Here is a 24293-nt window from a genome sequence, read left to right as displayed (position 1 = left end):
GATACGGAATCTTAATTAAAGATCCTGAAATAAATTCAGGATGACGGAAAAAAATTAAACACCCTTATTTTTTGATTTTAAACAGCTTGTTCTTCTTGTTTAAGCGTATGCTGGGGTCTGCCATTTTTAAAAGCCTCTCTGGCTTTTAACCCCAATAGCTCGAACATGGCTATATCTTCATTAAATGCAGGATTTGGCGTGGTTAATAATTTATCGCCCGCAAAAATAGAATTTGCACCTGCCATAAAACAGAAGGCTTGTTCCAGAACACTCATTTCATTTCTTCCAGCAGATAAACGTACCACAGATTTAGGCATTACAATGCGTGCTGTAGCAATCATTCTTACCATATCCCATATAGAGACTCTCGGCTGATTTTCTAAAGGTGTACCTTTTACGGGTACCAACGCATTTACCGGTACTGATTCTGGGTGCTTAGGCATATTAGCTAAGGTTTGCAACATCGAAACTCTATCTTCTACTGTTTCGCCTAAACCAATGATACCACCACTGCATACAGTCAATTTAGCTTTTCTTACGTTTTTGATGGTATTTAAGCGATCATCGTAAGTACGCGTAGAAATAATTCTTTTATAATCGTCTTCAGAGGTATCGAGGTTGTGATTGTAAGCGTATAAACCGGCATCAGCTAAGCGTTGAGCCTGATCTTCTGTTAGCATACCTAAAGTACAGCATACCTCCATATCCATCTCATTAACCGCTTTAACCATTTCAATTACTTTATCAAAGTCGCGGTTATCTCGTACTTCACGCCAAGCGGCGCCCATACATAAACGTGAGGCACCGCCTTCTTTGGCCTTAACCGCTGCAGAAACCACATCGGTTAGTTTCATTAAGGCATGTACATCAACATCGGTATTGTAACGGGCAGCTTGAGGGCAGTAAGAACAGTCTTCTGAGCAGCCTCCGGTTTTGATAGATATGAGTGAACTGATCTGAACTTCGTTATAGTCTTTATTTTCACGATGAATACTTGCTGCTTCGTAAACCAGATCTAATAAAGGTTTGTGGTAAATAGCTGCAATTTCTTCTTTTGTCCAATCGTGTCTTAACTTTTGCATATATCTTAATAAGGTAATATTTGTATCTGCAAATGTGGTAATAATTATTGAACAAGCAATAAGCTAAGCACAGACAAATTATCTGAATTGATAGAATTTTTTTTTAAGTCAGTTAAATAAGATGCTTAAATAAGTTCAGCATGACGGATATCTTCTTAACGTCACTCTGAATTTATTTCAGAGTATATATTTCTTTAAATAAGATACTGAAACAAGTTCAGCATGACGGTTGATTTTTATACCCAATTGATGTCTTTTTTCAACAGGTTTAACGTAGCTTCTTCTTCACTGCCTTCAAGTACTTTGGGGTTATAATTCCATTTTGCAGTTGGTGGCAAGCTCATCAGAATACTTTCTATACGTCCGTTGGTCTCCAAGCCAAATTTAGTGCCCGAGTCATATACGAGATTAAATTCTGCATATCTGCTTCTACGTAGATATTGCCATTCTTTATGATGTGCCGTATATTCCTTATCTCTGTTCCTGTCTATTAATTCGGTATAAATAGGTAAAAAAGAATTACCTACTTCTATTGAAAAATCTAAAATCTGATCAAAATCCAATCCGGTATTATCAGGTCTTAAGCGATCATAAAATATACCACCCACTCCCCTTGTTTCATTACGGTGTTTAATGAAAAAATAATTATCGGCCTGGGTTTTAAATTTATGGTAAAAATTGGGACTAAACTTATCGCAAGCCTGTTTTAATCTGTGGTGAAAGAAACGGGCATCTGTAGGGATTACATAATGTGGGGTTAAATCTATGCCGCCACCAAACCAACGGGTTTGCTCGTCCATTTCAAAATACCTGATGTTCATATGAACAATAGGTACAAATGGATTTTCGGGGTGTATAACGATGGATACCCCTGTGGCAAAGAACTCATCATTTTCTACTTTAAACGCTTTCTTTACGCTTTCAGGCAACTTACCAAATACGGCAGAAAAATTTACGCCTCCCTTTTCTATTACTGCACCATGCTGTATTACCCGGGTTCTTCCTCCGCCTCCGCCTTCTCTTTCCCAAAGTTCTTCTTCAAATTTAGATTTACCATCGGCAATTTCTAATCCTTCACAAATACTATCCTGAATTTGTTGGTACGCGGCAGCTACTTTATCCTTAAACATGACTATAAATTATGCTATCAAAGTTACGCTAAATAAAAGGGGATCGGTTCTAATAAGTATAGATAGTACATTAACTTGACATTAAAGCCTATTCTTCGATATAGTCGAGGTCTTTAAGGAAAGTTTCTTCTAACTGGCTTACTGCAAATAATGCTATTACAACGCAGATAAAGCCCACAATTAAGGCGCTGTTTAAAATACCCACCTGATCTTTAAAGAACTGGAACGAAAGTGTAATAGCAATAAGTGAACCTCTTATAAAATTAGGTACAGTAGTGGTAACGGTTGCGCGCAGATTGGTGCCAAATTGCTCTGAAGCTATAGTTACAAAGGTTGCCCAATAACCAGAAGCAAAACCCAGCAGCAAGCTTAAACCTATAAATTTTTCTGGTGTTAAGCCATTAGAATTAAGATAGATTACAATTGAAATGGCAGTTAATGTTAAAAAAATGTACATTACTTTTTTACGCGATTTTAAGATTTGGGCAATAAAAGCAGCTACAATATCGCCTATGGAAATGCCAATGTAACAGTACATGATTCCTTTTCCTGCATTTAAAACCCCATTTGCGTTCATGGCCTTTCCTATTTCTGGCGAAAAAGTTATAAGTACACCCACCACAAACCATAAAGGCAGACCAATTAAAATACAATAAAGGTATTTTTTAAAACGGGTACCGTTGTTAAACAGCATCCAGATATTACCTCTTTGAATGTTGTTTTCTTTGGCTCCTTTAAATAAGCCAGATTCTACCAAGCCAACTCGCATCAATAATAAAGCTAAGCCCATACCGCCGCCAATAAAGTAACTGGTTTGCCAGGTATATTTATCAGCGATTAAGGCCGCTGCTACTGCTCCCATTAAGCCTACTGCTGCTACTACCATAGTCCCATAACCTCGGTATTTTTTACTCATGGTTTCGGTTACCAAAGTTATCCCCGCTCCTAATTCGCCCGCAAGCCCTACTCCAGCTATGAACCTGACAATGATATAACTGTTTACATCTGTAACAAAGCCATTGGCAATATTAGCAAGTGAATAAGTTATAATAGAGCCAAATAATACACTTAAACGGCCTTTTTTATCGCCCAATATGCCCCATAAAATACCACCTAACAACATACCGAACATTTGACTGTTGATAATACTTGCGCCCACTCTGAGCATATCTGCATCAGGTACATTTAAATCTTTGAGGCTTTTTACACGTACAACAGAAAATAATATAAGATCATAAATATCAACGAAATAGCCTAGTGAAGCTACAATGATAATTAAAGCTGTGTTCTTGTTCGATTGCAAGGTTTTCATTTAGTTTAGTCTGTTTGGTTTAGGTTTGTTTGGAAAACAAAAAAGCCATATTGCATGCATATGGCTTGTATAAAGTTAGAAAATGTTGATTTTATTATTTACATTTTTTTAAAAATCCTGCGCGGTATAGGATCTGATATTTTCTCTAAGGTTATAATGAGAAGCCATTACCTCGCCGTAGGCACCTGTGCTTCTAATGGCAAATACGTCATTTCTATGTGTTTCAGGTAGTGAAACTTCTTTACCAAAACAGTCGGTACTTTCGCATATAGGACCTACTACATCATATTTAATTGCAATAGGTTCTTGTCTTTTGGTCAGGTTTTCAATCTGGTGGTAAGCCTGGTATAAAGCCGGGCGCATAAGTTCGGTCATACCCGCATCTAAAACTACAAAATTTTTCTTTTTACCATTTTTAACGTATAAAACACGACTGATCAATGAAGCGCATTGGCCAACTAAAGCCCTGCCCAACTCAAAATGTACCTCCTGATGGGGTTTAACATCTAAGAAATCATTGAAAATTTTAAAATATGCTTCGAAATCAGGTATCTGCTGATCAGGACTGTGGTAATCTATCCCTAATCCACCCCCTACATTCAATACCCCTACTTTAAAGCCTTTATCTTCAAACCAATTTGCAAATTCATTTACACGTACACAGAGATTCTTATATACATCTAAATTGGTAATCTGTGAACCAATATGAAAATGGATACCTATAAATTCAAGGTTAGCCGATTGCCTTAATATCTCTGCACAGGCAGGCATATCCCATGAGTTAATACCAAACTTGTTTTCATCTAAGCCTGTAGTGATATTGGCATGGGTATGCGCATCAACATTGGGGTTTATTCGAATAGCTACTTTTGCTATTTTTTGCTTTTGAGCAGCCAGTTCGTTAATTACTTCTAATTCTTGCAGCGACTCTACATTAAAACAAAAAATATTATGATCTAAAGCATAATTAATTTCTTTATCTGCTTTGCCCACTCCAGCAAAAACAATTTTATGGTTTTCAAAACCAGATTCAACAGCTTTTCTTACTTCTCCGCCACTTACACAATCTGCACCTAATCCGGCTTGCTTAATCTCATTAATTACTTTATCATTAAAATTAGCTTTCATGGCATAATGCACATGAAATTCATATTTGTCGGCGGCATCTGTGCAGGCTTTGATGGTGTTCTGCAACAATGACAGATCGTAATAATAAAAAGGCGTTTCTAAATTCGAAAAATGTGCAATATCTTTATCGGAAAACATAATCTTGAAAATTTTACTCATCCTTTTTCTCATCTTCATGGTAGTAGTTTACTTAGGCAACTATGTAGATTTAACCCGTGGCAACATTAGCAGAAAAGAGTTCGAAAGAAGAATTCGTTTGTCTATTTTACTTTTTTTTATTGTTTTGTTTATTTATTTCTTCCTGAGGAAGAGATAAAGTTAGAAAATCCGGTTATGTAAACTTCTTAATACTTCCACTTTATCTTCTGTTCTTACCAATAGTGATATGTTGTAGTTACTGCCACCATAAGAAATCATACGTACTGGAATATGTTTAATAGAGTCTAAAACTTTGGCTGCATAACCATGCGTTTCAGCTCCGAAATCGCCTACCACGCAAACTATGGTCAAATCCTTATCTATTTCTACAGAACCAAAAGCCTTAAGCTCGTTGGTAATTTCATCTAAATGATCAGTAACATCTATAGTTAAAGATACGGCAACCTCAGAGGTTGTGATCATATCTATAGGTGTTTTATAGCGTTCAAATATTTCAAATACTTTTCTTAAGAAACCATAGGCAAGCAACATTCGGCTCGAGTGGATCTTGATGGCTATGATACCGTCTTTAGCTGCAATAGATTTGATTTTACCACTTTCGCTTTCATTACTGATCAAAGTTCCAAATGCTTTTGGTTCCATGGTATTGAGCAAGCGTACAGGTATCTTGTATTTTTGAGCAGGGAAAACAGACTGAGGGTGCAATATTTTAGCACCGAAATAAGCCAATTCGGCGGCCTCGTCAAACGAAAGCTGTGCAATGGGTTTGGTGCCTTTAACAATACGAGGGTCGTTATTATGCATACCATCTATATCTGTCCATATCTGTACTTCTTCAGCCAGTATAGCAGCTCCCAACAAAGAAGCGGTATAATCACTACCTCCTCGACGTAAGTTATCAATTTCACCAAAGCTGTTCCTGCAAATATATCCTTGTGTAATGAAAAGATTATTATCGGGATGCGCTTCCAGTAAAGGTGTTAAATATTTTGTAGTGTAAGAGATAACAGGTTCGTTATCCTCATCTATTTTCATGAAATCCAATGCTGGCAATAATACAGAAGGTACATCGATAGATTTTAGATAAACATGGTATAAGGTAGTTGATAAAAGCTCGCCCTGCGCTAAAACAACCTTTTCTTCAATAGAAGTAAACAAATTATTAGCTAAATCGAGTAGGAAATTAAAATGGTAATCAACTACTTCTTGTCCCTGTTCTCTAAAATCGCCTTCTGGCAGCAATTCAATTACAAATTCGTTGTATTTCTTATACAAATGGTTAATAAGATCAATACCCTTCTTCTTATCTTCCTTTAGTAACGCAGTAGAAATTTCTACCAGACTGTTCGTTGTTCCTGATACAGCTGATAATACAACAATTTGACGCTCGCTTGTGTTTATAATATCGAGCAGTTTTTTCATGCGCTCGGGGCTACCAACCGAGGTGCCTCCAAATTTTAATATTTTCATTTTTAAAGTAAAGAATGGGTATTTTTATTAATATTGTAATCGGGGCGTGAAATTAAGTAAAAGCCTGCTAAAATCATCAGGATTAGCAAAATAAAGTAGGATACATATACTTGTTCATTATTTTAAACCGATTAAAATTTGTCGTTAAACTGATTTTGTAAAAAGATATCAAAAATGCAATTAGACCAATCTACTGAAACAAGAATAAATCAATGGTTAAATGGTAACTATGATTTAGATACCAAAAACCAAATAAGAACATTGTTAGAGAATAATGAAAATACAGAACTTACGGATGCTTTTTATAAAAATCTGGAGTTTGGCACAGGAGGGTTACGCGGTATTATGGGCGTAGGTTCTAACCGAATGAACAAATACACTATAGGTACGGCAACTCAGGGTTTATCTAATTATTTATTAAAAAAATATCCAGGACAAAAAATTAGCGTAGCCATTTCTCATGATAGCAGAAACAATTCTGATTATTTTGCACAGATTACTGCCGATGTATTTTCTGCAAATGGTATAGAAGTACATTTCTTTACAGCTTTAAGGCCTACTCCCCTGTTGTCTTTTACCATTAGAGAGCTGGGGTGTAAAAGTGGTGTAATGTTAACTGCGTCTCATAATCCAAAAGAATACAATGGTTATAAAGCTTATGGCGAAGATGGCGGACAATTTACTTCTCCAGATGATAAGCTTGTAATGGCAGAGGTAGCTGCAATTAAGTCTATTGATGAGGTAAAGTTTGATAGAGACGAAGCGAACATCAAATTCATAGGTGAAGAAATGGATGAGCTTTATATACATAAGATCACCAAATTATCTGTTTCACAAGATGCCATAAAACGTCAAAAAGACTTAAAAATAGTTTATTCGCCTATACATGGAACCGGAATTACTTTGGTGCCTAAGGCTTTGGAGAGCTTTGGTTTTACCAATGTGAGCATTGTAGAAGAACAGAGTAAACCCGATGGTAATTTCCCAACGGTTGTTTACCCAAATCCTGAAGAAAAAGAAGCCATGACTTTGGCCATGAATAAAGCTAAAGCAATAGATGCCGATTTAGTTTTGGCTACCGACCCAGATGCTGATCGTGTAGGTATAGCCGTTAAAAATAACAAAGGAGAATTTATTTTGTTAAATGGTAACCAGACCGGTAGTTTGCTGATCAACTATATACTTACTGCATGGCAGGAAAAAGGAAAATTGACCGGTAACGAATATGTGATTTCTACGGTGGTAACCACAGGATTGATAGAAGCCATTTGCCAAAAAAAAGGCGTGGAATATTTTAGTACCTTAACTGGATTTAAATGGATTGGTAAATTAATGACCAGTCTTGAGGGTAAAAAGAAATTTATTGCTGGTGGTGAAGAAAGTTACGGTTATCTTATCGGTGATTTGGTGAGAGATAAAGATGCAATTATTTCTTGCGCTTTTATTGCTGAAATGACTGCTTTTTACGCCGACAAAGGGAGTAGCCTGTATCAGGCTATGATTAATATTTACGTTGAATATGGTATGTACAAAGAAGATTTGGTTTCTATTACCAAAAAAGGTAAATCGGGAGCAGAAGAAATCAAGGCCATGATGAATAAATTCAGAGATCGTACACCATTAAATTTAGGAGGTTCTAAGGTAATAAAGCTTAAAGATTATGAATTAGATAAGGAAACAGATTTAATAAGCGGACAGGTGAAAAAATTAGATTTTCCTAAATCGGATGTTTTGCAATTTATAACAGAAGATGGTTATGTGGTATCAGCAAGGCCAAGCGGTACAGAGCCGAAAATAAAATTTTATTGCAGTGTTCAGGCTCCTTTGAATAAAGCAGCAGATTTTGAAGCTACAGAAGCTAAATTAAATAATACAATTAAAAATATTATGACTGATCTTCAGGCTTAAGTAGAAGTCTGTGACTGTTTAAAAGACTAAAAAAGCCTCTGGACTATTTCAGGGGCTTTTCTTATAGATAAGATGCTGAAACGGCTTGTCACAACATTTCTATAAGTCAGTATGACGGACTCCACTACGTACCCCGAACTCGTTTTGGGACCTATATGTTAAAATGCTAATTTTAGAAGAAGTGAAAGAAATAATTTTACAGTTCCGTAATTAACTTTAAAAACAAATCTTTTGCCTTAAGTTTTTCTTCCGTAAGCGTAAAATCGAGTTTATACATCAGGTAATTGTGCAAATCAATGCCGGGAATAGAAGGTAATTCTTTGATGAGCTGTTCTCTATAATCCAATCCCTTTAACAGCGCCTTATCAAATTCCCTTACAAAGCTTTCGGGGATTTGTTTATTGGCTACCCACGCTGCATACATAAAAGGCAAGCCCGTAAAATACATCCATTCTTTACCCATGTCATAGGCAAAAGGGTATGCAGTCTTTTTACCAAAAGTTCTGTCACCAATCAATACCAAAGCATCGGTATCGGCATCAATATCTGTGGTGAACTCAACTTCTTTTTTAAAATGAAATTTCAATAGAACTTTTGCCAGGTTATTAGAGGTTCTTGACTGTGGATCAAGCTTAACAGTACGTACCTTTTCTATCGGTAAATTTGAAAAGATAAATACAGAATCTACCGCTCCTACAGAACCAATACAATAAGAACCGATGATATTGGCATTGGGAACAAAAGGAATAGCAGCTACCGGGATTAAACCAATATCTACTTTATCATCAATAAGTTTAGCTGCGCAATCTGAAGGAATATCTAAGCTTAAATCTATTTCGTTGATCAATTCTGAATGTTGTATTCCGTATACAAATGGCTTACTATTGGTATAAGAAACTGATGATATTTTTATTTTATTCACGTATTTGACTGATTAAATGTTCGGTATTGTTAAAATCAATTAGGGTAAACTGACCACTTTCTGAAAGCCTAAGCCTGTAAAGTGTAGTGTTCTGATGAGGAAAATCTGCCATTTCTGCTAAAGGTTTATTGAGCAGATAGCATAATAAAATACGCATTACCCTTCCATGTATGCACATTAAAATACATTTTTCTTCATGATGGCTTTTTATTTCTTCAATAGCGGGCTTTAAACGAAGTAATACATCATTAGGACTTTCTCCTCCTACAAATTTCGCATCGTAATTGGCAGATTGCCACTCTTCGGCTATTTTTTTAAAAACCACGAGAGATTCAGGACTACTCGGTTTGCCCTCCCATTCGCCCCACCCTAATTCGTCTAAACCACTTAATTGCTGCCACGAGATCCCCATATCTATAAACTGCTGTACGGTTTGATGGGTTCTTTTTAAGGCAGAAGTATAAACTTTATCGAAAGGAATACTTTTATATCTGTTAAAGAATACCGCCGCCTGCAATCTTCCCGTTTCGTTCAGGTCAGAATTTATACCGCGCCCTTGTATGATCCCTTGCTTGTTCAGATCGGTTTCTCCATGACGAATAATATAAACTTCTTTCATTTAAAAGAATGGAATGATAATAAATTTTAACTAAAAACAGTTGAATTAGTTTACAACAGGTAATTTATAATATGAAGGCTTTTCTTCTTCAAAAACTACATCTGTATAATCGGTAACCACGTTATATAGCGTATCACGCTCAATAGGTTTGCGGTTAACATGCTTGATCAGATCCACCAATTCTTTTGTGCTCATAGCAGGAGTTTGCTCTTCGGCACCGGCCATTGAATAAATCTTAGTGGTATCATCTAAAGTACCATCTATATCATCTACCCCGAAATTTAAACTTAACTGTGCAGTTTCTCTACTGATCATGGCCCAGTAAGCTTTAATATGATCAAAGTTATCTAAGTATATACGGGCGATAGCATAATTTCTAAGGTCTTCTATTACAGAAACTTCAGGTACATGGCTCATCTGATTGTTCTGGTTACGGAATTTAAGTGGTATAAATGCCTGGAAACCTCCGGTTCTATCTTGTAGCAGGCGTAACTGTTCCATATGATCTACACGATGCCAAAACTGCTCTATGTGCCCATAAAGCATGGTGGCATTAGAGCGCATACCTAATTTATGCGCTTGTTCATGTATATCCAACCATTGTTCAGCAGTACATTTATCGGCCGCAATCTGTTCTCTTATCTCTGGATGGAAAATCTCTGCTCCCCCACCAGGCATAGAATCTAATCCGGCTTCTTTAAGATGCTTCATTCCATCGTAATGCGATAATTTGGCTTTTTTAAAGATATAATAATATTCTACTGGAGTTAAGGCCTTGATATGCAAATTAGGGCGATGTGCTTTTGCCCTTTTGAAAAATTCTGAATAAAACTCAAGATTCTGTTTAGGTACTACCCCACCTGTAATATGAACTTCTGTTACAGGTTCGTTGTCGTATTTTTTCAAGATGTCTATCATGCCGTCAACATCCATTTCCCAACCCTCTTCACGTTGCTTGATCATACGGCTATATGAGCAGAACTTGCAATCGTACACACAAATATTGGTAGGCTCTATATGGAAATTCCGATTAAAATAGGTTCTATCGCCATGTTTTTGCTCTCTGATGTAATTTGCAAGAATGCCAAGATATGACAATTCTGCTTTTTCATACAGATAAACACCTTCATTAAACGTAATACGTTCGTTGTTTTTTACTTTTTGCGCTATTGCTTTTAAGTTGGGGTCTAAGCTGTTATTGTTGAGTAAAATATCTAATGTCTGCAATTTTTTAGAATTTTGATTAATGCAAAAGTACGATATTGAACATCATTTTCTTGTAAAAACATAGCTAATTCATCAATATGTACATGAAATAAAAAAAGGGTACCGTAAAAAAGCACCCTTCTTTTAACATATTTAATTATGATGATTATTTAATAGTTTTGTTAAACGTTAAAACAATATAGGCTGTTCTGCCACTGTATTCAATTGGCGATTTTAATACCAACATATCATTGGTTGAACTACTTAACTGTAAACGGTAACCTTCAGTTACATTTTTAGCTTTATCGCCTTCATATAATTTTTTAAACTGGAAAGTTCCTTCTGATGAATTCATAGACCAGAAAATGTTTTGTGTTTTTGCACTGCAGCTGGCGCTGTTTGGCAAGCTATAACTACCATTACCGCTGTTGGTTAATACCCAAGTACTGCCTACAAAACATTTGTACGAATTTTCCCCTAAGAAAGATCTTACCGCCACTTCAGGGATACCTTCAAAACTAACATTATTTAATGTCCAATTTCCATTTACATCGCCTCTGCGTGCTGCTGTTGTACCCGATGTTGTTGTTTTTGGAGAACAGCTTTGCATTACCACCAATGCTGTACAGAACAATGCGATTACTAAAAATAACTTTCTCATATCATTTCAATTTTGTTGTTTAATCTACGGAGTTATAATATTTATACACCGTAATTATTTCAATAGTTAATTTATTTGCAAATGTATTAACATAAATCTTGCCATTTTGTGATATTTACACTTTCAAAAACAAGAATTGTTTCAAAAGCCTAAAAATAAATAATTTATATTGTGATGAAACCCGAGACCTTAGCCATACATGCTTCAGATGTAGTAAAAAGCAACACAGGTGATGTGATTATGCCCATTAGTTTATCCACAACTTTTTATCGTGGAGAAGATGGCGCTTATCCCGGAGGGCACATGTACAGCAGGGTAAGTAACCCTAACCGTAGTGCATTAGAAAAAGTACTGTCTAATCTTGAAAAAGGAAAAGATACCGCTGCTTTTTCTTCTGGGAATGTGGCGGGTATGACTATTTTTCAGGCCCTAAAACCTGGTACACATATTATTGCTCCTGATGATATGTACTGGGGTTTTAAAAAACAATTGACCACTGTATTTGCGCAAACTTTATCTTTTGATTTTATAGACTTGACTGACTTAGTTCTTCTAAAATCAAAAATCAATGAAAATACAAAACTGATCTGGGTTGAAACACCTTCTAATCCTTTATTAAAAGTATGTGATATTGAAGAGATTTCTAAAATCGCCAAGCAACGCCAGATTAGACTTGCGGTTGATAATACTTTTGCATCTCCTATTTTACAAAACCCAATTTTATATGGTGCTGATATCGTAATGCATTCAACTACAAAATATATAGGGGGACATAGTGATGTTTTAGGTGGTGCGCTTACCACGGCAGAAATTGATGAATTTTGGGGAGATATTAAGAATATACAACAAACCGGTGGCGCAGTTCCCTCTCCTTTTGACTGTTTTCTGCTTTTGAGAAGTATCAAAACGTTAGCCTACCGTATCAAAGGTCACTGCGAAAATGCACGTTTATTAGCTGCATATTTGCAGCAACACCCAAAGATTGAGCAGGTATTCTATCCGGGTTTAACCCATCATCCGCAACATCATATCGCCAAAAAACAGATGAAAGATTTTGGTGGTATGCTTTCTATTTTGGTTAAAGGTGGCAGTGAACAAGCTCGTAAAGTTGTAAATGCAGTTTATTTATTTGCACAGGCTACGAGTTTAGGCGGCGTTGAGAGTTTAATAGAGCACCGAGCATCAGTTGAAGGACCAGATACCAAAACCCCGCAAAATTTAATTCGGATATCTGTAGGACTGGAACATATTGACGATTTAATAGATGACCTTGATCAAGCTTTAGCGAAAATATAGGCACAAATAGTTCTTAGTTAGGCATTGTTTTTATAAAATAATTCATTGATTTACAGTTATTTGAAATTAATTCGAAATTTTATTTTGTATTTCAGTTAAAAAGTACTGATATTTGAAACATCATTTGGTAAATATACCAAAATCATAGTCAACACCTGGTTAAGGTTTTGATTTATAAAGAAGTGGTAAGAGACAGGCTCAATGACCCACTGGCAACCCTCTAACATAAGAGAAGGTGCCAAATCCTGACCAAGTTACATGGTGTAATTTGGAAATATAAATTGAATACAATGAAAACCGTAAATTCATTAAAATTAGAACTCAGAAAGACAACTTTATTCCAAACGGATAAAGCAGCACTTTCAATTATTATTACACGCAACACCTGTTGTAGTATGCATCAGCATATGTGTATGTGCTTCGGCATGTATATAATCTAAAAATCTTCCCTTTTGCTTTTATCAATCTGGAAGGCCCTATAAGCTTAGGGTACGTGATGCTTTGTAAATAATATTTTATTCTAAAATTTAATCACTTAACAACCATGTCAGGAAATTTAAGATTTGAAACACTGCAGGTACATGCAGGTCAGGATATAGATGCAGCAACAGGATCGAGAGCTGTTCCAATTTATCAAACTTCTTCTTATGTATTTAACAATTCGGCCCACGGTGCCAATTTGTTTGCGCTCAAAGAGTTTGGAAACATATACACTCGTATCATGAACCCTACAAGTGATGTTTTTGAAAAACGTGTTGCAGCTCTGGAAGGTGGTGTTGCGGCTTTGGCCGTATCTTCGGGTCAGGCAGCGCAATTCATCGCTTTAAATAATATCCTTCAAGCTGGAGATAATTTTATTTCATCATCTCATTTATATGGAGGAACATATAATCAGTTTAAAGTAGCTTTTAAACGTTTGGGAATTACGGTAAAGTTTGCAGATGTAGACCAACCTAATGAATTCGAGGAAAAAATAGATACCCATACCAAGGCTATTTATTTAGAAACGATAGGTAATCCCTCTTTTAGCATTGCAGATTTCGAAAAAATATCGGCTATTGCTAAAAAACATGACCTCCCTCTAATTGTAGATAATACATTTGGAGCAGCAGGATATTTATTTCAACCTATTGCACATGGTGCAAACGTAGTGGTACAGTCTGCAACAAAATGGATCGGCGGACATGGAACCAGTATTGGCGGTGTAATTGTAGATGCAGGAAATTACAATTGGGGTAATGGTAAATTCCCTCAGTTTACAGAACCTTCTGAAGGTTACCATGGTTTGGTATTTAATGATGTTTTCGGTCAGAATGGCCCTTTTGGCAATATTCAATTTATTATCAGGGCACGTGTTGAAGGATTAAGAGATTTTGGCCCTGCTCAATCTCCTTTTAATTCTTTCTTATTGCTACAAGGATTAGAAACCTTATCATTACGAGTACAGAGACATGTTGAAAATACACTGGCTTTAGCCAAATGGTTAGAACAACATCCTTTAGTTTCGAAAGTAAATTACCCTGGTCTTGAAAGCAGTCCTTACCATGCTAACGCCAAAAAATATCTGAAAAATGGTTTTGGTGCTGTTTTGTCTTTTGAATTGAAGGGTAGTAAAGAAAATGCCACAAAACTAGTAGATAATTTAAAATTAGTGAGCCATTTGGCTAATGTTGGCGATGCTAAAACACTGATTATACAACCATCGGCAACCACCCATCAGCAATTAAGTGATCAGGAACAGATAGAAGCCGGAGTTACTCCTAACCTGCTTCGTGTATCGGTTGGTATTGAACACATAGATGATATAAAAGCAGATTTTGAACAAGCATTTAGCGCCCTTAACTAAAACTAAAACACCGGTAAAAAGACAATGAGTAATACGTTAATCTATAAGTACCCTAAGATTTTTAAACTGGAGAACGGCAAAAAGCTGCGCAACCTAGAAATTGCCTACCAGACATATGGCAAATTGAATAGCGATAAAAGCAATGTAATATGGGTTTGTCATGCTTTAACCGCTAATGCCGATGTTTTTGACTGGTGGAAAGGTTTATTTGGGAACAAAGCTTTGTTCAATCCCGATGAGCATTTTATCGTTTGTGCAAACATCTTAGGGTCTCATTATGGCACAACCAGCCCTTTGAGCGTTAACCCTATAAATGGCTTACCGTATTACCTGTCTTTCCCGGAATTTACCATCAGAGACTTAAGTGCCTTACATCAGCTTTTAGCTCAGCATTTAGGTATTACAAAAATCAATGCCTTATTAGGTAGCTCATTGGGTGGCCAACAGGCTTTAGAATGGGCATTAGCTGGTCAAACAGAAATTGAACATCTTGTTTTAATTGCAACCAATGCCGTGCATTCGTCGTGGGGTATTGCTTTTAACGAGAGTCAACGTTTAGCTATCGCTGCTGATCGCACTTTTTTTGCTAATAAACCAGATGGTGGTCAAAAAGGCTTAATAGCGGCAAGAAGCCTGGCCCTTTTATCTTACAGAACCTACGATGCCTATGCTGAAACGCAGGTAGAAAGCAATAATGATAAACTGAGAGATTTCAGAGCGGCCTCCTATCAGAGTTACCAAGGCGAAAAGCTGATCAAAAGGTTTAACGCTTACAGTTATTGGTATTTAACAAGAGCTATGGATAGCCACAATGTTGGGCGTGGACGTAAAAGTGTTACTGATGCTTTGCAACATATAAAAGCCAAAACGCTGGTTGTAGGTATCGAGAATGATTTTCTTTTTCCTTTAACTGAGCAGGAGTTTTTAGCTAAACATATACCTGGTGCTGAATTAAGTGTAATTAAATGTGCCTATGGGCACGATGGTTTTTTAATAGAAACAGACAAACTGACAAAAATCGTCGGAAATTTTTTAAAAGAGAACTCAAATAATAGAATTTTAAAACTACAACATATTGCCTGAGAAGATTTAGACATGAGCAAGAAATTAAAAATTGGAATATTTGGTTTTGGGGTGGTTGGACAAGGCCTTTATGATATTATAAAAAGCCAAGACCTGAACCTTGAAATTGTAAAATTTGCCATTAAGAATAAAGACAAGAAGCGCAGTTTACCGGCAGAACTTTTCACCACAGATCATGATGAGTTGTTGGATAACACTGAGATCAATACCATTGTTGAGCTGATTGATGATGCAGATGCAGCTTATAAAATAGCTAAGAAAGCATTAAGTACCGGAAAAAATGTAGTTTCTGCTAATAAAAAAATGATTGCTGCCCACTTAGAAGAGTTGGTAAGTTTACAGCAGCAATACGGAACTTCACTTTTATATGAAGGTGCAGTATGCGGTAGCATACCTATTATCAGAAATCTGGAAGAATATTATGATAATGAGCTGCTTCATGCAATAACCGGAATTTTTAATGGCTCATCAAATTATATTTTGTCTAAAATATTTAATGAAGGTATTGCTTACGATATTGCTTTAAAACATGCACAGGAACTGGGTTTTGCAGAAACTAATCCTATACTGGATGTTGGAGGATATGATCCTAAATTTAAACTGACCATTGCCACTGCGCATGCTTACGGACTGTTTATTAAACCTGAAAAGATATTAAATGTTGGCATACAAAACCTTAAAAATGAGGATATACAATATGCTAAAGAAAAAAATGTAAAAATAAAACTGGTGCCTACTGCGCGTAAAATCAGTTCTAAACAGATTATAGCTTTTGTTCTACCAAAATTTGTTAAATCTGATGATTTCCTGTACAACGTTGAAAATGAATATAACGGTGTAACTGTTCAAGCAGCATTTGCAGATAAGCAATTCTTTTTTGGTAAAGGTGCCGGTGGACATCCAACCGGAGCAGCTGTATTGTCTGATATTGCAGCTTTAAGATATGATTATAAATACGAATACAAGAAATATCATCAAAAAAGCGGCCTGATTTATACAGATAAAGTAAGCCTTGAGGTTTACCTGCGTTATGAGCACGAATACACTTTAGAAAAACTTAAGATTACCGATATTTCAGAACGTTTTGCACGTAATGATTATAAATATGTAATAGGTACGGTTACCCTAAAAAGCTTATTGGAAAACAACGAGTTGTTGCAGACAAAAGATGTGTTTATTGCGCAAACGGGTAAAATTATTTACAGCACTCAAAGTATAGAGGCTATAACACAGGAAGAACTGTTAGTAAATTAAATTTATATTGTTTTGTTTTGACAGCCCTGATCTTAAAAGACAGGGCTGTTTTTATGTGTCTTGTTCTTTTTGAAACAAAAAAAGCTGCTCAAAAGCAGCTTTTTATAAGGTATTAATTTTTTAGTTGATTTCTCTGTTAATATCCCAGTTTTCTAAATAATCGGCAACTCTACGTAAAAAAGATCCGCCTAAAGAACCATCAACTACTCTATGATCATAAGATAATGATAAAAACATCATATGCCTTACCGCAATTACATCACCATATTCTGTTTCTAATACAGCAGGTTTCTTTTTTATTGAACCAACAGCCATAATAGCTACCTGTGGTTGATTAATGATTGGCGTTCCCATTACATTACCAAAAGAACCTACATTGGTCAATGTAAAAGTACCACCCTGTGTTTCATCTGGTTTTAATTTAGAAGCTCTTGATCTGTTAGCCAAATCATTAACAGCTTTTGTTAAGCCTAATAAATTTAACTGGTCTGCATTTTTGATTACAGGTACAATAAGGTTTCCGCTTGGTAAAGCAGCAGCCATACCTATATTAATATCTTTTTTCTTAATGATTTGCGTACCATTTACAGATACGTTGATCATAGGAAAATCTTTAATAGCTTTTGCTACAGCCTCAATAAATATAGGTGTAAAGGTTATTTTTTCATTTTCACGTTGTTCAAAAGTTTTCTTCACTTTATTGCGCCATAAAACCATATTAGTTACATCAGCTTCAACAAAAGAGGTTACATGTGGAGAAGTTTGTTTACTCATTACCATATGATCGGCAATCAGTTTACGCATTCTGTCCATCTCTATAATTTCATCTCCTCCACTTACACTCACTGTTGCTGGAGCAGATTTAGGAGTTTCTACTTGTTTAGAAACAGCTTGCTGAGCCGAAGCAGCTTGTGGTGCAGATCCTGCATTTTTAGATTTAATATAATTTAAAAGATCGTCTTTAGTTAATCTACCTTCGGCACCACTCCCTTTTATCTGATCTAATTCTGTAATACTTATATTTTCCTGACTGGCTATATTTTTAACCAAAGGCGAATAAAAACGTTCAGAATTTTTAAAATCCTGTGCTACCGGAGCTGCTGTTGCCTGAAGCTGGTTCACACCTGGTATATTTTCCGTTTTTACCGTTTCGTTTTCTGTATTAACAGGTTCTTGAACAGGTTTACTTTCCTGACCGCCTTCACTACCTTCAATTTCTATAATCGCTATAACCGCACCTACCTGTACTACATCATCAGCATTAAAAAGCTGTTTAACCAACTTTCCTTCAACCGGAGATGGAACTTCTGAATCAACTTTGTCTGTAGCAATTTCTAATACAGTATCATCTAATTTAATAACGTCACCAGGTTGTTTGGTCCATTTAATGATGGTTGCTTCTGCAACGCTCTCTCCCATTTTTGGTAACAATAATTCGTATTGAGCCATATTGATTAAAGAAAATTTGTTTTGGCAAAATTACATTTTTTAATGATATTTTATGGTAATTCTTGCTTTAAGAACATAAATAATAAGGTTAAAGCAGCTGTTGCAGCTCTTTCTATGTTCTGTTGCCGCTTATTGCTAAACAGATAATGTTTAGCTTTTACCTGATTTTTATTAGCTACGGCAATCCATACCGTACCTACTGGTTTATCTGGAGTTCCTCCATCGGGTCCGGCTATGCCACTTACAGAAATGGCATAATCTGTATTAAAATGTTTAACTGCTCCGCTGGCCATTTCACAAACAGTTTGCTCACTTACAGCTCCATAATTAACTAAAGTTTGTTCATTTACTCCCAGTACCGATTGTTTTAAGGCATTAGAATAAGTCACCCCCCCGCCGGCATATACAGTTGAAGAACCTGGATGCTGGGTAAGCAGATGTGCAATATACCCTCCTGTGCAGCTTTCGGCAGTACTTAATGTTAAACCATGTTGTTCCATTAAATTCAGGATAGCTTTTTCTAAGGTAATATCTTCGGTAGCTACCACATAAGGCTTTATTCTTTCAACAATCAGAGAAGCGAAATGCTCAACTTCTTTTTCTAAGATTTCTTTATGATCGCCATAAGCACTTAATCTTAATCTAACCTGCGATAGTTTAGGCAAATAAGCCAGTTTGATATAATCAGGCAGGCTTTCTTCAATATCGGAAATCTGTTCGGCAAGAAAAGATTCACCTAGTCCAGCAGTTAGAATAACACTGTGTACAATGCCTTGCATACTAAAGCGATTAAGCAGTTTTGGAATAACCTCTTCTTGCATGATATGCATCATTTCAAAAGGTACACCTGGCATAGAAACAATGATCTTACCATTATTTTCAAACCACATGGCTGGTGCAGTACCGTATTTATTAAAAACTACGGTGCATCCCTCAGGAACATCGGCCTGCCTGCAGTTAACCTCAAGCATAGGACGGTTAAGCTTGGCAAAGAAATCTTCCACGTGTTTTAGAGTAGGCTCATGCCTAACCAGCTTCATGTTAAAGTATTGCGCCAATGTAAATTTGGTCACATCATCTTTAGTAGGTCCAAGTCCTCCAGTAATCAGAATAATATCAGCTCTACTTTGAGCCTCATTTAATGCTTGTATAATATGTTGGGCTTCGTCTGAGATGGAAGTGATTTGTTTAACAGCAATACCAACTTTGTTGAGTTGAGCAGCCATCCAGGCCGAATTGGTATCAACGATTTGTCCGATCAGTATCTCGTCACCAATAGTTATAATTTCTGCGGTCATTTTTAATAAGTAGTATAATAGCCTTTTCGCTTACTTAATTTCAGATCTTGTAAAATAGACGCTTTAACACGTATATCAATAGAATAACTCTGATATATACCAAAAGGAATCCAGTTGGCGCTTAAATCCCAGCAGTGTAAATCTCTATAAATGGCAAATGAAGTTTGCGAAAGGTTATTAGCTTTAAAATCGTAACCAGATCTGAATTGTACTTTCCACTTAGATGTTAAATTGAAATCACCGCTAAAGTTAACCGTGTTGTTTATACTTCTCGATGCCGCCATACTTAAAGGGTTATTATAGTTGAAATTATAAGAAAAATTAATGTTCCATGGAATATTAAAATCAACAAAGGCATTCGGGTCACGACTAATAGCAGCCAGCTGTTCTGCCTGTTCTGCAGTTCTATTATTGGATACATCATTACGGAGATTATCTACATTTTTCTGATGGCTTTTAATGGCTTCGGGATTTAGGCTGTAATCAAATGAAAGATTTAAGCTTACCAGACGTGGAAATTTACCTTGCGACCAGGTATATTTATCTACTTCCTGATAAGAATAAGTAGTTATCTGGTTAGCCCCTGTTCCGGTAGTATATGCAACCTGTTCTACCAAATAAGGACTGAAGGTACCACCAAAATTGATACCCAATTTATCTGTAAACTGAGATCTGCCACCAAAATTAATTGGAGCTAATTTCTTTTGTGGCTGTACAAAATTATAAGAACTTGATAGAGACAATCCTTGCAAGATCTGTATTTTACGTTCTCCGTTTCCGGTAGTGTCTTTGCTTGACCTCACTTTCAGTTCAACGTTATTATCTAGAGAGAAACCTATACTGGCCTGTTTGCCTTGTGATGGTCCTCCGTAAATTCCCTGTTCAAAAGTAGAATATTTAAGTATGTTTCCATTTGCATCTCTTACATATTCATTAGTTGGAACCAGTTTACCCGGACGTAGGTCATTTATATAATATTGTTGGTCTCTATAAACTGTATTTTTAATATTGGCAAAATCAGGTTTATAAGTAAAGCTTACAGAGGGGGTCATAACGTGTCTTATAGCTTTGATGCCTCCTAAATTTTTAAAATCTTTACGCCCATATATTTTAGTGGTCATTCCCATACTTAAATTATACTCCCCTGCACGTTTAAAACCGTCTAAAGTATCTATTACTACTATATCTGAAGGTACATTTCTGATATATTTTTTTTCAATAGTTTGCATATACCAGCGTTCAGTATAGTTCATACTACTATTAAAATTAAGGTATTGAAACAAGTTGAAGGGTAAACTGATTGGAATGGTGTGTTGGAAACCATTTTTAAAACTCTTTAAACCATCTTGTGTAAACAGCAGGTCTTCTTTAGTGCTTACAGTATTGCTGGCCTGAAAACCGTAACCCACTGTTAATTTCTGATACCATTTTTTTTCTCCCACGCTCTTTTTAGAATCAAAAGGGCTAATAGTAGCCATATTTAAATTTACATCGGGCAGTGTTAAACTAATGGTTTTACTTTGCGTTTCCTGCGAATGTCTTAATGCAGAAGTAAAATTGAATAAACCGTCGCCAAAAACCCTACCATAAGATATACTTGAGCTCATGGTATTTCGTAACATTGCATTGGCATCATAGGTGCCATTTGCTGCTGTAACAGCATAATAGCTACTTGTACCGGCGTTTACAGAAGCACTGAAAGTTGTTCCCGGCCTTGCATTTGAATTTTGGCTATGAGACCAGGTTACATTAAAATTCTTTTGTGGTTTGTATTGAGGGGTCCCTTCTAAACCGTTCCGGGTGCTTGAATAAGCAAAATTGAGGTTACCGTTATATTTGTAACGTTTGGTATAATTGCTTGTAAGGTTAAGGTCATAAGAACCATTGGTAAAGATATTACCCATTATTCTTGCATCCATGTAATCATTAAAAGCAAAATAATAGCCCCCGTTTGTTAAAGAGAAACCACGTGTTGCATCTTCTCCGGGGGTGGGCAGTATAAAACCCGATGCCTTTTTATTAGGTTTTGGGAAAAATGCAAACGGTAAGCCTAAAGGCATTGGAATACCTTCAAATTCCATATAAACAGGACCAGTAAGGATATGGTTTTCTGTAGCAATACCTTTAGTTATATGTATGCCATAATGAGGCTCAGGTAAATTACAGGTACTATAGGTGGTACCCGCTACATGAAATTCATGATCGGGCTGCATTTTGGTTTTACCACCCGAAAAAAAGCCGCCTTCTTGTTCTTTATATACACTGTAAACCACACCTTGTTTACTTTCAGTATAATAAATCAGTGAATCGGCAATAGCAGCACCCTCCTCGCCCATTTTAAAAATGGGTCGGCCAACATATTTACCTTTCTCACTTTTAACACCGCTCGCAAAAATGATCTTGTTCTTAGAATCAAACCTGATAAAATCAGCATCTAATTCAAAACCTTCATAAACCACACGTGCACCACCATACAGGTATGAAATCTCTTTTTCCATGTCTGTATTGATCGAATCTTTTGCGTAATACTCTAATTTAGAATCTAGTGAGCTTTTCTTTAAAACCTTTGCGTTTTTTACAGTATCTGTCTTATTGGGTTTTATCTGTCCCGGAATTTGTTGAAATTTAAAATTAGATAAAGCAAACACTTCATTATCAGCTATTAAAACTGATATAAGTAGTATGAATGTAAAAATGGTACCCGCAGAAAGTTTCAAATTAGTTTATGAATGTTTATTTTGCAATAATCTTTATGCTAAAACGTTCAAAATTAATGAAAAATATACCATTGATGAATCTAAAAACATTATTGTACACAATTATTTTATCCACAAGTTTTTTTTTAATTGAAAATCAATCGTTTGCGCAAGGGTATAAAATTAAAACTATTGTAATTGATGCCGGACATGGTGGTAAAGATGGCAGTACAAGAGGTTTATACTCATCAGAAAAAGATGTAGCCCTGAAAACAGCTTTACGTTTGGGTAAGCTTATTGAAGAAAATCTTACCGGCGTAAAAGTAATATATACCCGAACTGAAGATGTTTTTATTCCGTTATACGAAAGAATAGCCTTGGCGAATACGATGAAAGCTGATCTGTTTATTTCTATTCATTGTAATGATATGCCGATGGTACCTATACGTTATATTGATGGTTATACGAAAACCAAAAAAGGTAAGAAAGTACCTATTTACAAAACACGTTACGCCAAAAGTACTTCTACAAGGGGAACTGAAACTTTTGTTTCGGGTACAGGGCGTTTAAGCGAGCAGGATGAGGTAATCAAGAGAGAAAATGCTGCAATGTTCCTTGAAGATAACTATAAAGAAAATTATGAAGGTTTTAACAGCGACGATCCCGAAAGCGCTATTATTCTTTCATTAATGAAAAATACTTTTAGGACCCAAAGTTTAAAACTGGCTAAGTTTGTGCAGGATGAATATGTAAACGTAGGCCGTATTAACAGAGGCGTACAGGAAAAAAGCTTAGCTGTTTTGGCAAGAGCTGGTATGCCTGCTATTTTAACTGAAATAGGTTTTATCAGTAATCCTGATGAAGAAAATTACATGAACTCTGAAGCCGGACAAATTGAAATTACAAACTGCCTGTTAAAAGCAATAAAAGCATATCAGCAAAGTGTAGAAATTTAAAGGTTTTATTTTTATTTTTGCTGTTTTAACACGAACAAATGAAATTTCTTAAGATATTTTTTACGCTGTCACTCTTATTCTTAATTAAACCATTTAGCTCTTTTGCACAAACCTATAAAATCAAAACTATTGTAATTGATGCGGGTCATGGAGGCGTTAAACCAGGTGCAAGAGGAAAATATTCATGGGAAAAAGATGTGGCTTTAAAAGTAGCCTTAAAATTAGGTGCAAGGTTAGAAAAAGAGCTGCCTCATGTAAAAATTATTCAAACACGTAAAACAGATGTAGATGTTGATTGGTATAAAAGAGCTGAAATTGCTAATGATGCTAAAGCGGATATATTTATCTCTATACACTGTAATTCTATGCCTAAGGGTAATCATACTACCAAAGGGACAGAAACATTTGTGGGGGCATACAGACGTATTAACGAAATGGATGCCGGCTTAAGGGAGAATGAGGAAATTATTAAAGACAAGAATTATAAAAACAAGGAAACCAACGCACCAACCGAACCAGAAGAGCAAATTTTATTATCTTTGTACAAGTCTTTATACCGTGCAAAGAGCATTACTTTAGCTGGTTTAATTCAAAAAAATTATACCGAAGTAAACAAAAGAGTAAACAGAGGTGTTAAAGAACAAGGCTTATTGATATTACAACGTGCTGCTATGCCGTCTGTTTTGACCGAAATAGGTTTTATATCCAACCCTGAAGAAGAAGATTATATCAATTCTCCCGAAGGTCAGGAAGAAATTGTAACGGCCATTACAAATGCCATTTTACAGTACAAAAAATTAGTTGAAATTTAAGTAAAC

The 24293-nt window shown here is 36.0% G+C and carries 19 protein-coding genes and 1 riboswitch; of the genes, 7 read left to right on the top strand and 12 right to left on the bottom strand.

Annotation, left to right across the window (positions count from 1 at the left end):
• Positions 1-77: 77 nt before the first annotated feature.
• From bioB to ACLHG9_RS11045, 5 genes are all read right to left on the bottom strand, one after another.
• The gene (gene bioB / locus ACLHG9_RS11065) at positions 78-1082 is read right to left on the bottom strand and encodes a biotin synthase BioB (RefSeq protein ID WP_410221546.1); all 1005 of its coding nucleotides are present in this window, start codon (positions 1080-1082) and stop codon (positions 78-80) included.
• A gap of 236 nt (positions 1083-1318) precedes the next feature.
• Positions 1319-2212 (bottom strand): oxygen-dependent coproporphyrinogen oxidase, encoded by an 894-nt coding sequence (gene hemF / locus ACLHG9_RS11060; RefSeq protein WP_410221545.1) that lies wholly within the window; start codon positions 2210-2212, stop codon positions 1319-1321.
• Positions 2213-2300: 88 nt separating this feature from the next.
• Positions 2301-3524 (bottom strand): MFS transporter, encoded by a 1224-nt coding sequence (locus ACLHG9_RS11055; RefSeq protein WP_410221544.1) that lies wholly within the window; start codon positions 3522-3524, stop codon positions 2301-2303.
• A gap of 108 nt (positions 3525-3632) precedes the next feature.
• On the bottom strand, positions 3633-4790 hold the full coding sequence (lysA, locus tag ACLHG9_RS11050; RefSeq protein WP_410221543.1) for a diaminopimelate decarboxylase: 1158 nt from the start codon (positions 4788-4790) through the stop codon (positions 3633-3635).
• A gap of 180 nt (positions 4791-4970) precedes the next feature.
• Positions 4971-6281, bottom strand: a complete 1311-nt coding sequence (locus ACLHG9_RS11045) for an aspartate kinase (protein ID WP_410221542.1) — start codon at positions 6279-6281, stop codon at positions 4971-4973.
• 174 nt (positions 6282-6455) lie between these two features.
• On the opposite strand from ACLHG9_RS11045, the gene ACLHG9_RS11040 reads away from it, so the two are divergent.
• Positions 6456-8189, top strand: a complete 1734-nt coding sequence (locus ACLHG9_RS11040) for a phospho-sugar mutase (RefSeq protein ID WP_410221541.1) — start codon at positions 6456-6458, stop codon at positions 8187-8189.
• A 196-nt stretch (positions 8190-8385) separates the two neighbouring features.
• On the opposite strand, the gene ACLHG9_RS11035 is transcribed toward ACLHG9_RS11040, so the two are convergent.
• The 4 genes from ACLHG9_RS11035 to ACLHG9_RS11020 all read right to left on the bottom strand — a co-directional run bounded on the left by ACLHG9_RS11035 (position 8386) and on the right by ACLHG9_RS11020 (position 11597).
• Positions 8386-9111, bottom strand: a complete 726-nt coding sequence (locus tag ACLHG9_RS11035; protein WP_410221540.1) for a menaquinone biosynthetic enzyme MqnA/MqnD family protein — start codon at positions 9109-9111, stop codon at positions 8386-8388.
• Positions 9104-9730 (bottom strand): histidine phosphatase family protein, encoded by a 627-nt coding sequence (locus ACLHG9_RS11030; RefSeq protein WP_410221539.1) that lies wholly within the window; start codon positions 9728-9730, stop codon positions 9104-9106. Before ACLHG9_RS11030 ends, ACLHG9_RS11035 begins: the two co-directional genes overlap by 8 nt.
• A 45-nt stretch (positions 9731-9775) precedes the next feature.
• The gene (mqnE, locus tag ACLHG9_RS11025; RefSeq protein WP_410221538.1) at positions 9776-10957 is read right to left on the bottom strand and encodes an aminofutalosine synthase MqnE; all 1182 of its coding nucleotides are present in this window, start codon (positions 10955-10957) and stop codon (positions 9776-9778) included.
• A gap of 145 nt (positions 10958-11102) precedes the next feature.
• Positions 11103-11597 (bottom strand): hypothetical protein, encoded by a 495-nt coding sequence (locus ACLHG9_RS11020; RefSeq protein WP_410221537.1) that lies wholly within the window; start codon positions 11595-11597, stop codon positions 11103-11105.
• A 174-nt stretch (positions 11598-11771) separates the two neighbouring features.
• On the opposite strand from ACLHG9_RS11020, the gene ACLHG9_RS11015 reads away from it, so the two are divergent.
• From ACLHG9_RS11015 to ACLHG9_RS11000, 4 genes are all read left to right on the top strand, one after another.
• Positions 11772-12893, top strand: a complete 1122-nt coding sequence (locus tag ACLHG9_RS11015; RefSeq protein WP_410221536.1) for a trans-sulfuration enzyme family protein — start codon at positions 11772-11774, stop codon at positions 12891-12893.
• A 169-nt stretch (positions 12894-13062) separates the two neighbouring features.
• Positions 13063-13176: riboswitch (SAM riboswitch) on the top strand.
• A gap of 261 nt (positions 13177-13437) precedes the next feature.
• Positions 13438-14739 carry an O-acetylhomoserine aminocarboxypropyltransferase/cysteine synthase family protein gene (locus ACLHG9_RS11010; RefSeq protein WP_410221535.1) on the top strand — a complete coding sequence of 434 codons (1302 nt, stop codon included), beginning with the start codon at positions 13438-13440 and terminating at the stop codon, positions 14737-14739.
• 24 nt (positions 14740-14763) lie between these two features.
• Complete coding sequence (metX, locus tag ACLHG9_RS11005) at positions 14764-15822, top strand: homoserine O-acetyltransferase (RefSeq protein WP_410221534.1); 1059 nt, start codon at positions 14764-14766, stop codon at positions 15820-15822.
• A gap of 12 nt (positions 15823-15834) precedes the next feature.
• A complete protein-coding gene (locus ACLHG9_RS11000; RefSeq protein ID WP_410221533.1) occupies positions 15835-17076 on the top strand; it encodes a homoserine dehydrogenase in 1242 nt (413 codons plus the stop codon).
• A 120-nt stretch (positions 17077-17196) separates the two neighbouring features.
• On the opposite strand, the gene ACLHG9_RS10995 is transcribed toward ACLHG9_RS11000, so the two are convergent.
• Genes ACLHG9_RS10995 through ACLHG9_RS10985 form a run of 3 tightly spaced genes read right to left on the bottom strand, consistent with a single transcriptional unit; the run spans position 17197 to position 22540 of the window.
• Positions 17197-18525 carry a dihydrolipoamide acetyltransferase family protein gene (locus ACLHG9_RS10995; RefSeq protein WP_410221532.1) on the bottom strand — a complete coding sequence of 443 codons (1329 nt, stop codon included), beginning with the start codon at positions 18523-18525 and terminating at the stop codon, positions 17197-17199.
• Positions 18526-18575: 50 nt separating this feature from the next.
• Positions 18576-19823 (bottom strand): competence/damage-inducible protein A, encoded by a 1248-nt coding sequence (locus ACLHG9_RS10990; protein ID WP_410221531.1) that lies wholly within the window; start codon positions 19821-19823, stop codon positions 18576-18578.
• A gap of 2 nt (positions 19824-19825) precedes the next feature.
• On the bottom strand, positions 19826-22540 hold the full coding sequence (locus tag ACLHG9_RS10985) for a putative LPS assembly protein LptD (protein WP_410221530.1): 2715 nt from the start codon (positions 22538-22540) through the stop codon (positions 19826-19828).
• Between the two features lie 56 nt (positions 22541-22596).
• Here ACLHG9_RS10985 and ACLHG9_RS10980 point away from each other — a divergent pair, with 56 nt between their 5' ends.
• On the top strand, positions 22597-23475 hold the full coding sequence (locus tag ACLHG9_RS10980; protein ID WP_410221529.1) for an N-acetylmuramoyl-L-alanine amidase: 879 nt from the start codon (positions 22597-22599) through the stop codon (positions 23473-23475).
• Positions 23476-23513: 38 nt separating this feature from the next.
• Entirely contained in the window at positions 23514-24287 is a 774-nt protein-coding gene (locus ACLHG9_RS10975) for an N-acetylmuramoyl-L-alanine amidase (protein ID WP_410221528.1), read from the top strand.
• Positions 24288-24293 lie beyond the last annotated feature (6 nt).

This window comes from Pedobacter sp., assembly GCF_046462515.1.
Taxonomy (GTDB): domain Bacteria; phylum Bacteroidota; class Bacteroidia; order Sphingobacteriales; family Sphingobacteriaceae; genus Pedobacter.
Note: the sequence above shows the minus strand (reverse complement) of the source record. Positions and strands in the feature narration are given on the sequence as shown.

Bases quoted from the DNA above. Each gene is read 5' to 3' on its own strand.
- bioB (WP_410221546.1), bottom strand. From the start codon at position 1,082: ATGCAAAAGTTAAGACACGATTGGACAAAAGAAGAAATTGCAGCTATT.
- hemF (WP_410221545.1), bottom strand. From the start codon at position 2,212: ATGTTTAAGGATAAAGTAGCTGCCGCGTACCAACAAATTCAGGATAGT.
- ACLHG9_RS11055 (WP_410221544.1), bottom strand. From the start codon at position 3,524: ATGAAAACCTTGCAATCGAACAAGAACACAGCTTTAATTATCATTGTA.
- lysA (WP_410221543.1), bottom strand. From the start codon at position 4,790: ATGTTTTCCGATAAAGATATTGCACATTTTTCGAATTTAGAAACGCCT.
- ACLHG9_RS11045 (WP_410221542.1), bottom strand. From the start codon at position 6,281: ATGAAAATATTAAAATTTGGAGGCACCTCGGTTGGTAGCCCCGAGCGC.
- ACLHG9_RS11040 (WP_410221541.1), top strand. From the start codon at position 6,456: ATGCAATTAGACCAATCTACTGAAACAAGAATAAATCAATGGTTAAAT.
- ACLHG9_RS11030 (WP_410221539.1), bottom strand. From the start codon at position 9,730: ATGAAAGAAGTTTATATTATTCGTCATGGAGAAACCGATCTGAACAAG.
- ACLHG9_RS11020 (WP_410221537.1), bottom strand. From the start codon at position 11,597: ATGAGAAAGTTATTTTTAGTAATCGCATTGTTCTGTACAGCATTGGTG.
- ACLHG9_RS11015 (WP_410221536.1), top strand. From the start codon at position 11,772: ATGAAACCCGAGACCTTAGCCATACATGCTTCAGATGTAGTAAAAAGC.
- ACLHG9_RS11010 (WP_410221535.1), top strand. From the start codon at position 13,438: ATGTCAGGAAATTTAAGATTTGAAACACTGCAGGTACATGCAGGTCAG.
- metX (WP_410221534.1), top strand. From the start codon at position 14,764: ATGAGTAATACGTTAATCTATAAGTACCCTAAGATTTTTAAACTGGAG.
- ACLHG9_RS11000 (WP_410221533.1), top strand. From the start codon at position 15,835: ATGAGCAAGAAATTAAAAATTGGAATATTTGGTTTTGGGGTGGTTGGA.
- ACLHG9_RS10995 (WP_410221532.1), bottom strand. From the start codon at position 18,525: ATGGCTCAATACGAATTATTGTTACCAAAAATGGGAGAGAGCGTTGCA.
- ACLHG9_RS10990 (WP_410221531.1), bottom strand. From the start codon at position 19,823: ATGACCGCAGAAATTATAACTATTGGTGACGAGATACTGATCGGACAA.
- ACLHG9_RS10980 (WP_410221529.1), top strand. From the start codon at position 22,597: ATGAAAAATATACCATTGATGAATCTAAAAACATTATTGTACACAATT.
- ACLHG9_RS10975 (WP_410221528.1), top strand. From the start codon at position 23,514: ATGAAATTTCTTAAGATATTTTTTACGCTGTCACTCTTATTCTTAATT.